This is a genomic window from Bacteroides reticulotermitis JCM 10512, assembly GCF_000517545.1.
Classification (GTDB): domain Bacteria; phylum Bacteroidota; class Bacteroidia; order Bacteroidales; family Bacteroidaceae; genus Bacteroides; species Bacteroides reticulotermitis.
Genome location: NZ_BAIV01000015.1, coordinates 44,701 through 57,775, shown reverse-complemented (window position 1 = coordinate 57,775; position 13,075 = coordinate 44,701). Strand labels below are relative to the sequence as shown.

The window sequence follows — 13,075 nt, the reverse complement described above, 5'->3', positions numbered from 1 at the left end:
CGTTTACAAGTCTTCTTTAACATCAACAATTAAATTCAGTTCATCAAGTTGGGATGGGTCAATTGTAGACGGAGCATCCAACATAACATCACGTCCTGAATTATTTTTCGGGAAAGCAATACAGTCACGGATAGAATCCAATCCTGCAAAAAGAGATACCCAACGATCGAGTCCGTAGGCCAAACCACCATGAGGAGGCGCACCATACTTAAAGGCGTTCATCAAGAAGCCAAACTGAGCTTCTGCCTTTTCCGGTGTGAATCCCAATATTTCGAACATTCGAGCCTGTAACTGAGCGTCGTGAATACGGATAGATCCGCCTCCAACTTCTACGCCATTTACTACCATATCATAAGCATCGGCACGAACAGCAGCCGGATCAGTGTCCAGCAGAGCTATATCTTCTTCTTTCGGATGCGTAAACGGATGATGCATTGCCATTAAGCGGCCTTCTTCTTCGCTCCACTCAAACATTGGAAAGTCAATTACCCAAAGACATACAAACTTGTTTTTATCACGTAAGCCCAGTTGACTACCCATTTCCAAGCGAAGTTCACAAAGTTGCTTACGAGTTTTCATCACATCATCGCCTGACAGAATCAAAATTAAATCGCCCGGTTTAGCTCCGAATGCTTCTTTAACTTCTTGCAATACTTCTTGAGTGAAGAATTTATCTACGCTCGATTTTACACTGCCATCAGCTTCCACACGGGCATAAACCATACCTTTGGCACCGATCTGTGGTCTTTTCACAAAGTCAGTCAAGGCATCAAGCTGTTTACGTGTATACGTTGCAGCGCCTGTTGCACAAATACCACCCACATAAGCGGCATTATCGAAAACAGAGAATCCATGTCCTTTCATGATATCCATCAGTTCGACGAATTTCATTTCAAAACGCAAATCCGGTTTATCGCTACCATAATACTTCATGCATCCGCCCATGACATGCGCACAAACGGTTCGGCGAAATCGACTCCTCGAAGGTTTGAGAACAAATGTTTGGCCATGCCTTCAAATGTACGAAGGATATCTTCTTGCTCTACAAAACTCATTTCACAGTCAATCTGCGTAAACTCCGGTTGACGGTCGGCACGTAAGTCCTCATCGCGGAAACATTTGGCTATTTGGAAATAGCGGTCGAATCCGGACACCATCAGCAATTGCTTCAATGTCTGAGGCGATTGAGGAAGCGCATAGAATTGTCCCGGATTCATACGAGAAGGTACGACAAAGTCGCGCGCACCTTCGGGAGTTGAGCCGATCAATACGGGAGTTTCAACTTCGATAAAACCAAGGCTGTCGAGATATTTGCGTACTTCGATTGTCATTTTATGACGAAGTTCGAGATTGGATCGTACGTTATTGCGACGCAAATCCAAATAACGGTATTTCATGCGGATGTCATCTCCTCCGTCCGTATTATCTTCAATGGTAAACGGAGGGGTTAACGCTGTGTTCAGTACATTCAGTTCTGAGACAATGATTTCGACATCACCTGTTGGAATATTCGCGTTTTTACTGAAGCGTTCATTAACCGTTCCGGTAATCTGAATTACAAACTCACGTCCCAACTTATTGGCACGCTCACAAAGTTCGGCATTTACTTCTTCATTAAAAACTAACTGTGTGATACCATAACGGTCACGTAAGTCTACAAAAGTCATTCCTCCCATCTTACGACTACGTTGTACCCATCCGGACAGCGTTACTTGCTTATTTACATCGGAGACTCTCAGTTCTCCACATGTGTGCGTTCTGAACATATATTTTGTTTTTATCTATAGTTAGCCAATAATAGCCTGCAAAAGTATATAATATTTCAAGAAACAGTAGCGCTGTTTCAAGGTTTCTTTGTTAACTTCTTCAATATTTTCTTGTTCCTATCTGCAATATTGTCCACCATGGCCTCGTTCATCAGCCGAATGCCATTCACATATTCCTGCGCTTTCTGAAGAACATTGGTCGTATCTTTCTCTATGGCCTTGGGCACAACAACATGTAGTCCTTTCTGGATTAGTTCGATGTTTATTTCCGCACTTGTTTCCATAGGATCCCCATCGAAATGAACGACTCCCGGAGCAGTTCTTCGAATGCACAATTGTTTGCAACGGAATGTTTTAATCCGGCTATTTTGATCAATCGTCTTATTAAATAATTGAAAAGCGAGTGAAGGTACATCCAACACGGTGAAAGGTTCCAGAATTGTTACGTCCAACAATCCATCCGTTAAAGTGGCCCGAGGAGTGATAAAAGCATTGTTACCATATTGTGACGCATTTCCACAAGCTATAAGAAAAGCCTTATACTTGCTCACGCCGTTTTCCGTTTCCAGTTCATAGGTTTCCGGTTGGTACTTCAAACTCTCCTGCAATGTTTTCTCCAAATAGGTCAACAATCCCCGCTTGCCGGCATGAGCGAACTTTAGACTGACAAAGGCATCAAACCCTACCCCACAGGTGCAAAAGAAGTTAGCTCCATTTATCTTTCCATAATCGATAATATCCAGACAGCCTTCATTGAGTATATCCAAGGCCTTTTTAGGGTCCATTGGTATACGAAGGTGTCGCGCCAGCCCATTACCGGAGCCGCAGGGAATAATTCCCAAAGCAGTATCGGTATGCACCAGCGAGCGAGCAATCTCATTAATTGTACCATCGCCACCGATAGCCACTACTACATCTGCTTTTTCTTCTGCAGCTTTGGCGGCAATTTCCACAGCATGCCCTGCTCTCTCTGTATACACAACTTCCCAGGCATATCTCGTTTTGTCTACTTTTTCATCAAGTAAACCGAGAATCGCCTCTTTACTTTGTGTTCCCGAAATAGGATTGACAACGAATGTTATTTTCTTCATGTTTTCGTTCATGCCATTTTAGTCGATTGTAGACGACAAAAGTAATACAAATATATTAAATTTTAGGCTATTGAAGACAGCTAATCGCATGAAGACAACTTTTTTCTCTCAAAAAGAACAGTTAAAAGTAATTTTTGCTATCTTTGCCCCCTGTTTTAAACACTTGTTAAGAAAAAGAGAGTTATCTGCATTTTTAACAATCTGAAAATGAGCATTATTAAAATATAATCATGGGATTACTACAAGAGAAGTTAGCTAAGTACGACCTGCCACAGCAATTTATGGCACAAGGCGTTTACCCATATTTCCGTGAAATAGAAGGAAAGCAGGCACAGAAGTAGAAATGGGTGGACATAAAGTATTAATGTTCGGCTCTAACGCATATACTGGCCTCACAGGGGATGAAAGAGTAATTGAAGCAGGCATTGCAGCTATGCGTAAATATGGTTCAGGTTGTGCTGGTTCACGTTTTTTAAATGGAACGCTCGACCTACATGTTGAATTAGAGAAAGAATTGGCTGCCTTTGTAGGTAAAGAAGAATCTCTTTGTTTTTCAACAGGTTTCACCGTCAATTCAGGCGTAATATCCTGTTTGACAGACCGAAATGACTATATTATCTGTGATGATCGCGACCACGCCTCTATCGTAGACGGACGCCGCCTTTCTTTCTCTCAGCAGATGAAATATAGACATAACGATATGGCGGACCTGGAGAAACAACTTCAAAAATGTAATCCGGACGCTGTTAAGCTGATTATCGTTGATGGTGTATTTTCCATGGAAGGAGATTTGGCTAACTTACCCGAAATTGTGCGCTTGAAACATAAATACAATGCTAGTATCATGGTGGACGAAGCTCATGGTTTAGGTGTATTTGGCAAACAAGGACGCGGTGTTTGTGATCACTTCGGATTAACTCATGAAGTTGATTTGATTATGGGAACATTTAGCAAGTCATTAGCTTCTATCGGTGGTTTCATTGCCGCTGACTCTTCCATTATCAATTGGTTACGTCACAATGCCCGTACCTATATTTTCAGTGCATCAAACACTCCGTCGGCTACCGCAGCTGCATTAGAAGCTCTCCACATCATTCAAAATGAACCGGAAAGACTTCAAGCGTTGTGGGATGCTACCAACTATGCATTAAAACGTTTCCGCGAAGCAGGTTTCGAAATCGGTGCAACAGAATCTCCTATTATTCCACTCTATGTACGCGATACTGAAAAGACATTTATGGTCACAAAGTTAGCCTTTGATGAAGGTGTCTTTATCAATCCGGTTATTCCACCGGCTTGTTCCCCACAAGACACATTAGTGCGTGTGGCATTAATGGCTACTCACACAAAGGAGCAAATCGACAGTGCAGTAGAAAAGCTGGTTAAAGCATTTAAAGCTTTGGATATCTTATAATCCAAATAAAACATACGTTTTAAGACAATCAATCGGAGGCGGGTTTAAGATAACCTACCTCCGATTCTTTTTTTTGCACCATTATCTCCACAACCTCAATGAAATCAACATAGGAAGCTAAGCGCCCCTAGAGCCATAAGTGAAGAAATTTATTGAGTATGCACCTTCCAGGACTGTATACAGAAAGAATGAGAACTTTAATTTCAGTAAGATTCAATGAAAAGCAAGACACCAATTATACTATTCTCGGTATCCATCATCATCATCGCTCCACTACTCATTAGCATGTTTAAAGACGAACAATACACACATTGTTCTGTTATTTTTCTCTTGTGCGGATTGTCATTCTTAGGATTGCGCAAAGCAATAAACCGGAGATCATAAGAGCCATTTGGAAAGCTCCGTTATACAAAACGAGTTTAATCTAAGCCATTATGTAGCATTATAAGCTAAAATCCAAAGGAGTGAATTGTAACTCCAAACGAATCTTCAGTTGTTTCAACCGTTTTGTCCTCATGAAACTTTTGTTACTTAGGCATAAACTCTTTTCTCATCGAGACGAAACTTTTTTCTCTCAAGTAGGAGAAAAAATTCTCACCGTGATGAAACAAATGAAACAGCCGGTATCATTTCCAAAAACGAAGGAAAAACGGATTACTTGCAAAAGCATAAGGTGGGCTGATATAGGCATTTTGTACAATGATACAACACTCTCATGTCATTGTCACTTTTTTGCATATCATTCAGTATATCAATTGATTGCAATGAGTCTTCTTTTTTTCGATCATTTTATTCCGATGAGCAATAACTATTGCTTATTTTCTCAGAAAACAGAGTAATAAATTTACCAAATAAATCCTTTCTTGAACCGTATCGTGCGCAACTATTCGTGGATTTAAGCAATCTTTCTTTATGTTTATTTCCTTCTATTTCCTGTTTCACATATTGTGCGACGGCTGTTCCACATTATGTGCGACACTTGTTTCACAATATGTGAGTCGCCTGTTCCACAGTTGTGGAACAGGAAATATAATGGGCAAAAATACCTTTTACTAGCTATTTACTACTATCTATCAAGGGGTTTTAGCCAAGTACACGGCCTTTGAAAATTGGTAATATGTATTGAATAGATCAGCACCCGCAGAGAACACGCAATATATCAAATTATCAATCAGTCGTTTATGGAAAAATGTGATTGTGATCAGATGTGTTTTTACATTCTGTTACTCGCTTAAATTGCATGTTTTGCTAGTTGATTAGTTTATAGATACAGGCTATCCCTCTCGATTTAGGCCGATTTGAGTCAAGGGAAGTAATGAACTTTTTCTTATTCTTGCATAGATTAACGAAGAGCTATATATAGCCCCATACTTTTGCAGGTGATCCTTATTATCTTTATAAGATATATTCGTCACCTGATCGTGATATGAAATATCACCTTTCTCTTTTTTAAACTTTCACTTATGATTTCTCCGCAGACATAACGTTTCTCTTTAGAAGTAAGGCCTGGGAAGCCTTTGTATTTTCTAATAACGTTCAAAATCATCTATTTGGAGCTTGTGGTAGGATAAGGACCAATTTTTTCCTTGTTACAATAAATACTTTTACTTGTATGTCGACGATTTACTAATTAAAAGAAAATTGCAGCAAAATGATGGAAACTTCTTTATAAATGTTCATCACTTTACTGCAATTCGCTTGCTTTTAGCTATCTAAGTCGGGATACCAGGATTCGAACCTGGGACCCCCTGTTCCCAAAACAGGTGCGCTACCGGACTGCGCTACATCCCGAAATGCCTCATTCTTAGAACCTTCCTTTTCTCTTTGTAGTCGGGATACCAGGATTCGAACCTGGGACCCCCTGTTCCCAAAACAGGTGCGCTACCGGACTGCGCTACATCCCGCTACTTTGAAGGATTGTTCTTTTCAAAAGCGGTGCAAAGATAGGGAGTATTTTTCAATTAACAATAGCTAATTGAATGTTTTTTATAAACAAAATCCCAATCAACTGAAACTCACAGCCTTGTAAAACATCACAGAGTTGAACAATTCGAGTATCAACCGGCTTTTACCCACTCCAATAGAAAATATAGAGCCTGAATTTATGAGATACATAAGGAAAGAAACGTGCAAAATGAATGAGAGATGTCCTAAAAATGATGAGAGATAAGCTCAAAAAAGCCTAAAAAGAGGGAAAAATCATGAGAGATACCACTTTCAAAAGGTATCTCTCATAATACATTAACTTGATTAACAAGCACATATCTTCTTTTGCATGAGACCATGAGAGCAAAATATTTTTTTCTTTCTAGTAGTGTACACGCAAAACTCAGAAATATCGCTTTAACACTAGGCCATCTTCAAATAAAAATCCCTCGTCAAAGCAATATATTCTTCACTGTATTCATGACGCGCCAATTCAATAAGCAATTCTTCGGGCTGGCACTCCTGCGCCTGAAAAGCAAAAGTTATGAGAGTACGCTTGGGATTGGCACCGGGTTTAGTAATAACAAAAAGCTGACGGGATGCATATAGTTGATAATTCGCTGCCATGCTTTTCACTAACTCGGCTACATCCGTTGGGATAACGATTGTAAAACTCCCGGTGTCAGATAGCAACCCTGCTACTCCTTTTAACAAATCCGCATAAGTCAATGATTCATTATGCCGCGCAGTGTTACGTTGAAGATCTGGACATGCCAACGAATCTACAAAATAAGGAGGATTAGATACAATGACATCAAATTTATCATCTGCCTGAAACTCATTAAAGTCTCTATGCAAAACCTCTATCCTCTCGCTCCAAGGAGAGCGTTCCACATTCTCACGAGCTTGCTCTACTCCTATCTCATCGATCTCTAATGCAACAATGGTGACATCCGGCGTACTACGTTGCGCCAACATTAAAGCCACCAATCCGGTACCGGTTCCAATATCGAGTATTCGTTGGGCATTTTTCACGGAAGTCCATGCACCAGAAGAACTCCGTCAGTCCCGACCTTCATGGCGCATTTGTCATGCCAAACGGCAAATTGTTTAAATTGGAAATAGGGATAACGCATTTTCTACTACTATTTGTGACAAACGCCAAAAATAATTAATAAAAATCGAATAATATCACACGAATCTGTTTTTTGGCATTGTTTTTGTCTTTTTAAATCCGATGTGCTTTATAATTAGAGAGAATCAATTAACTTTGCAGACGATTTATGCCCGTGCTGCATGACATAAACTAAATTTAAACGAAAAGATGAAAGATAAATATTTGATGGAAGATGTTGGCGAAAATACCTTTTCACTGATTACAGATTATGATGGGAACGATGAACATGCTTTTGATGTGAACATTAAATCTGGTGAAGTTCTTCCAATTCTCCCCCTTCGCAATATGGTTCTATTTCCCGGTGTTTTCCTTCCTGTTACTGTAGGACGGAAATCATCCTTAAAACTTGTACGCGAAGCCGAGAAGAAAAACAAAGACATAGCAGTAGTATGTCAGCGAGCTGCCCAAGTGGACGAGCCAGGAATCAATGATTTGCACAATATCGGTACTATAGGACGTATTGTTCGCGTATTGGAAATGCCGGATCAGACAACCACCGTCATCCTTCAAGGAATGAAACGTCTAAATCTGAAAGAGATTACCGAGACAAAGCCCTATCTGAAAGGAGAGGTTGAACTACTGGAAGAGGATGTTCCGGAAAAAAATGACAAAGAATTCCAGGCTTTAGTAGAAACATGTAAAGACTTGACTATGCGTTTTATCAAATCATCTGATATCATGCACCAAGACTCATCATTTGCGATTAAGAACATCAACAACCATATGTTCTTAGTCAATTTTATATGCTCTAATCTACCCCTGAATAAGGATAAGAAAATAGAATTGCTTAATTTTCAATCGCTAAGAGAGCGTACGTATCATTTATTAGAAATTCTAAACCAAGAAGTACAATTGGCTGAGATCAAGGCATCTATCCAGCTACGGGCTCGTGAAGATATCGATCAGCAACAAAGAGAATACTTCCTCCAACAACAAATAAAAACAATTCAGGATGAATTAGGAGGCAGCGGACAAGAACAGGAAATTGAAGAACTTCGCAAGAGAGCTTCAAAAATGAAGTGGAATGCCGAAGTGAGAGAAGTTTTTATAAAAGAACTGGCTAAATTGGAGCGTACGCACTCACAATCTCCGGATTATAGTGTACAACTCAACTACCTGCAAACCTTACTCAACCTGCCTTGGGGAGTATACACTACGGACAATCTGAATTTGAAGAATGCCGAAAAGATACTAAATAAAGACCATTACGGATTGGAGAAAGTAAAAGAGCGAATCTTGGAACATCTCGCTGTCCTAAAATTGAAAAATGATATGAAGTCGCCTATCATCTGCCTTTATGGCCCTCCGGGGTAGGTAAAACATCACTCGGAAAGTCGATAGCATCTTCTTTAAAGCGTAAATATGTTCGTATGTCATTGGGAGGTGTACACGATGAAGCGGAAATTCGCGGTCACCGTAAAACATATATCGGAGCGATGCCGGGACGAATTATCAAAAGTTTGATAAAAGCCGGTGCATCCAATCCCGTATTTATCCTCGACGAAATAGATAAAGTATCTTCCGACAGACAAGGAGACCCTTCTTCTGCTCTATTAGAAGTACTTGATCCGGAACAGAATACGAATTTCCATGATAACTTTTTAGATGTAGATTATGACCTATCGAAAGTATTGTTCATTGCTACAGCTAATAACCTAAATACAATTCCGGCGCCTCTACTCGACCGTATGGAGTTAATTGAAGTTAGCGGATATATAACAGAAGAAAAAGTTGAAATTGCCCGCAAGCATCTGGTTCCCAAAGAGCTTGAAGCTAACGGATTGAAAAAGACAGATCTCAAGTTTTCAAAAGATACCTTAGAGGCTATTATTGAATCATATACCCGGGAAAGCGGTGTGCGTGAATTAGAAAAGAAAATTGGTAAGGTATTACGTAAGTCTGCCCGCCAATATGCTAGCGATGGCTTCTTCGCCCGCGCAGAAATCAAACCAGCCAACTTATACGAGTTGCTCGGTGCACCAGAATATACCGCGATAAATATCAAGGGAATGAGTATGCCGGTGTAGTCACGGGATTGGCTTGGACAGCAGTCGGAGGTGAAATTCTATTTGTAGAAACAAGTTTGAGCCGTGGTAAAGGCGAACGACTGACGCTAACAGGAAATCTGGGAGATGTTATGAAAGAGTCTGCCATGTTGGCACTTGAGTATATAAAGTCTCATGCTTCTATATTAAATCTAAATGAAGAGATCTTTGAGGGTTGGAATATCCATATCCATGTACCCGAAGGAGCAATTCCGAAAGACGGACCTTCGGCAGGTATCACCATGGCCACTTCATTAGCCTCTGCTTTGACACAGCGTAAAGTGAAAGCTAATCTAGCTATGACCGGAGAAATCACCTTACGTGGCAAAGTTCTTCCGGTTGGAGGAATCAAAGAAAAGATTCTGGCCGCGAAACGTGCGGGAATCAAAGAGATAATAATGAGTTCAGAGAACAAAAAGAACATAGATGAGATTCAAGACATTTATCTGAAAGGATTGACTTTTCACTATGTTAGTGACATAAAAGAAGTTTTCGCCATTGCTCTGACAAGCGAAAAAGTCGCAGATGCCATTGACTTATCCGTAAAGAAGCCGAGCAAAGAATGACATTTGAATTACAACATACAGATACGAAGAGTAATGCCCGTGCAGGTCTGATCACTACAGACCACGGACAGATAGAAACTCCGATTTTTATGCCTGTGGGCACTTTAGGTTCAGTCAAAGGAGTACATTTGACTGAACTTAAAGAAGATATTCAGGCACAGATTATTTTAGGTAATACCTATCACTTATATCTCCGTCCGGGGCTGGAGGTGATAGAAAAGGCCGGCGGATTGCATAAGTTTAATGGCTTCGACCGCCCCATGTTGACAGACAGCGGAGGTTTTCAAGTCTTCTCATTAGCAGGCATCCGCAAGCTAAGTGAAGAAGGTGCTGAATTTCGATCTCATATTGACGGCAGCAAGCATCTCTTCACCCCCGAAAAGGTGATGGATATTGAACGAACAATTGGTGCCGACATTATGATGGCTTTCGATGAATGCCCTCCCGGAGACTCCGATTACGCCTATGCTAAGAAATCATTGGGCTTAACACATCGTTGGCTCGACCGTTGCATACAACGTTTCAACGAGACTGAACCGAAATATGGCTATAAGCAGTCACTCTTTCCCATCGTACAAGGATGTATTTATCCGGATCTGCGTAAAGAGTCGGCCGAATTTATAGCTTCTAAAAACGCAGACGGCAATGCTATCGGCGGATTGGCGGTAGGTGAACCGGTGGAACAAATGTATGAAATGATCGAATTAGTCAACGAAATACTTCCCAAAGAAAAGCCTCGTTATCTAATGGGAGTCGGCACGCCGGTCAACCTCCTTGAAGGCATCGAACGTGGAGTAGACATGTTCGATTGCGTAATGCCTACACGTAATGGTCGCAATGGTATGTTATTTACCAAAGACGGCATTATGAATATGCGAAACAAGAAATGGGAGATGGACTACTCTCCTATCGAAGCTGACGGTGCTTCATATGTAGACACCATGTATAGCAAGGCTTATTTGCGCCATCTATTCCATGCTCAGGAACTATTAGCCATGCAGATTGCGTCTATTCATAACCTGGCATTTTATTTATGGCTTGTCGGCGAAGCGCGCAAACATATTATTGCCGGTGATTTCTCTACATGGAAACCTAGGATGGTAAAACAAGTGTCAACAAGATTATAAGAAAATGAAAAGCAATCGATTCATTAAACGATTGGACTGGTATATCATCAAGAAGTTCTTGGGGACATACGTATTCGCCATTGCACTAATTATTTCTATCGCAGTAGTCTTCGACTTTAACGAGAAGATGGACAAATTCATGGAAAATGAAGCTCCGTGGACCGCTATCGTTTTTGACTATTACATGAACTTCGTCCCCTACTTCGCGAATCTATTCAGTCCGTTGTTTGTTTTCATTGCTGTAATCTTCTTTACTTCCAAGCTGGCAGAGAACTCAGAGATCATCGCCATGTTCTCGACCGGAATGAGCTTCAAACGAATGATGCGGCCTATATGATTTCGGCAGCTATTATTGCGTTAGCTACATTCTTACTAGGTTCGTATATCATACCGAAAGGTAGTGTGACTCGTTTGAACTTTGAGAACAAGTACTACAAGCCGCGTAAGCAGACTTCTGCCCGCAACATACAATTAGAGGTAGATAGCGGCGTGATAGCATATATAGACAATTACCAGGATTACAATAAAACCGGTAACCGTTTCTCATTGGATAAGTTTGTAGATAAGAAACTGGTTTCTCACCTCACCGCCCGACGCATTGTTTACGATACGACGGCGGTAAACAAATGGGCTATCTACGATTATATGATTCGCGAGCTGGACGGACTTAAGGAAACCATTAAAAAAGGCGAACGGCTGGACTCTATCATTGATATGGAGCCTTCTGACTTTCTGATTCAACGCAATCAGCAAGAAATGATGACCAGCCCGCAATTAGGGAAGTATATATCCAAACAGAAGCGTAGAGGCTTTGCCAATATCAAAGACTTCGAAATAGAGTATCATAAGCGAATTGCAATGTCATTCGCATCCTTTATCCTGACTATTATCGGTGTCTCTCTTTCTTCCCGAAAAACAAAAGGAGGAATGGGGCTTTATTTGGGTATTGGTTTAGGACTTAGCTTCTCTTACATATTATTCCAGACTATTACATCGACTTTTGCGGTGAACGGAAACGTTCCTCCTATTATAGCTGTATGGATTCCGAACTTCCTATATACCGGAATTGCGTTTTATCTATACCGAAAAGCTCCCAAATAAATACAGGAAAGATCCGGGCTAGACGGGATTCAACAGTCTAAGCGTTTAGTAATAAAATAGAAAGTCGGCCATGCAATTGATATTGCAGGCCGACTTTTTTGTTGTATTCTTTCCTCTTTTGTCTATTCTCCGTATTTAAGTCCGGAAAATTTCACTTTCTCCTTACTCCCAAAAAAGATCAACCGACCTCCTTTATATAAGCAGAAAGATTAGCAGCAGAGATGTTTTTGGCTATAATCACACCATTTCCATCCAATAAATAGTTTGTGAACCCCTGATTCAAACGGTATTTCTTAAATACTCTGGAGTTCTCACCTTCTGTTTCTACAAAACAAGTGGGTGTAACTATTTGGTCCTTACGAATAGTTTCTTCAAATACTGATTGATATTCATCAAATGAGACAGAAACCATTTCAACATTGCGGGAAGTACGAAGTGCATTACTTAAACTCACATTCTGCATTCGAGACTGTGCATCGTAACTTGCCCAAAAACTTAGCAACACATACCGGCCTTTAAATTGGGCCAGATCAAAATTCGGTTGCTTTTCTTGCATAGATTTGATTCGAAAATCAGGTGCTATGTCACCCTCACTCAAACCTCCGGTAGGTTTGTCTTTCTCAACGAAAGCGGTTAAGGAACTAATTAGTAATACAACAAAAATCCATTTTACATATTTCATGTAAGTCGGTTTTGATTAATACTATCCGGGACTGTCTTTCAACAGTAGTTTCTTCCCGAAACGTTGTCTTCTCAGGCATCAAACGAAGAGGAATTCGCTGATTATCAAAGCCTTTAGTTTTGAAACTGGCTGCAAAGGTAAGTCTTTATTAAATTAACTTCCAAATAAATAAAGACTTTT

Annotated in this window: 3 protein-coding genes, 2 tRNA genes and 5 pseudogenes; 4 read left to right on the top strand and 6 right to left on the bottom strand. The window is 40.5% G+C overall.

The features are described from left to right. Positions 1-3 precede the first annotated feature (3 nt). Both aspS and JCM10512_RS10540 read right to left on the bottom strand, forming a co-directional pair. Positions 4-1,766, bottom strand: a pseudogene (aspS, locus tag JCM10512_RS10545) (aspartate--tRNA ligase). Positions 1,767-1,843: 77 nt separating this feature from the next. Further along, entirely contained in the window at positions 1,844-2,869 is a 1,026-nt protein-coding gene (locus tag JCM10512_RS10540; RefSeq protein ID WP_044162855.1) for a diacylglycerol/lipid kinase family protein, read from the bottom strand. Positions 2,870-3,087: 218 nt separating this feature from the next. Here JCM10512_RS10540 and spt point away from each other — a divergent pair. After that, a pseudogene (gene spt, locus JCM10512_RS10535) lies at positions 3,088-4,271 on the top strand (serine palmitoyltransferase). A gap of 1,717 nt (positions 4,272-5,988) precedes the next feature. Here the strand turns inward: spt and JCM10512_RS10530 are convergent. The 3 genes and pseudogenes from JCM10512_RS10530 to JCM10512_RS10520 all read right to left on the bottom strand — a co-directional run bounded on the left by JCM10512_RS10530 (position 5,989) and on the right by JCM10512_RS10520 (position 7,333). Next, positions 5,989-6,062: transfer RNA gene (locus tag JCM10512_RS10530), tRNA-Pro, on the bottom strand. Between the two features lie 39 nt (positions 6,063-6,101). Then, positions 6,102-6,175, bottom strand: a tRNA-Pro gene (locus JCM10512_RS10525). A gap of 445 nt (positions 6,176-6,620) precedes the next feature. Then, positions 6,621-7,333 (bottom strand): annotated as a pseudogene (locus JCM10512_RS10520) (tRNA1(Val) (adenine(37)-N6)-methyltransferase). A gap of 188 nt (positions 7,334-7,521) precedes the next feature. On the opposite strand from JCM10512_RS10520, the pseudogene lon reads away from it, so the two are divergent. The 3 genes and pseudogenes from lon to JCM10512_RS10505 all read left to right on the top strand — a co-directional run bounded on the left by lon (position 7,522) and on the right by JCM10512_RS10505 (position 12,213). Continuing rightward, positions 7,522-9,985 (top strand): annotated as a pseudogene (lon, locus tag JCM10512_RS10515) (endopeptidase La). Beyond that, positions 9,982-11,112 carry a tRNA guanosine(34) transglycosylase Tgt gene (tgt, locus tag JCM10512_RS10510; RefSeq protein ID WP_044162853.1) on the top strand — a complete coding sequence of 377 codons (1,131 nt, stop codon included), beginning with the start codon at positions 9,982-9,984 and terminating at the stop codon, positions 11,110-11,112. The pseudogene lon and the gene tgt overlap by 4 nt, the downstream one beginning before the upstream one ends. 4 nt (positions 11,113-11,116) lie before the next feature. Beyond that, positions 11,117-12,213, top strand: a pseudogene (locus JCM10512_RS10505) (LptF/LptG family permease). Between the two features lie 178 nt (positions 12,214-12,391). Here JCM10512_RS10505 and JCM10512_RS10500 read toward each other — a convergent pair. After that, positions 12,392-12,895: a redoxin domain-containing protein gene (locus JCM10512_RS10500; protein ID WP_044162852.1), complete on the bottom strand. Its 504-nt coding sequence runs from the start codon at positions 12,893-12,895 to the stop codon at positions 12,392-12,394. Between the last annotated feature and the right edge of the window lie 180 nt (positions 12,896-13,075).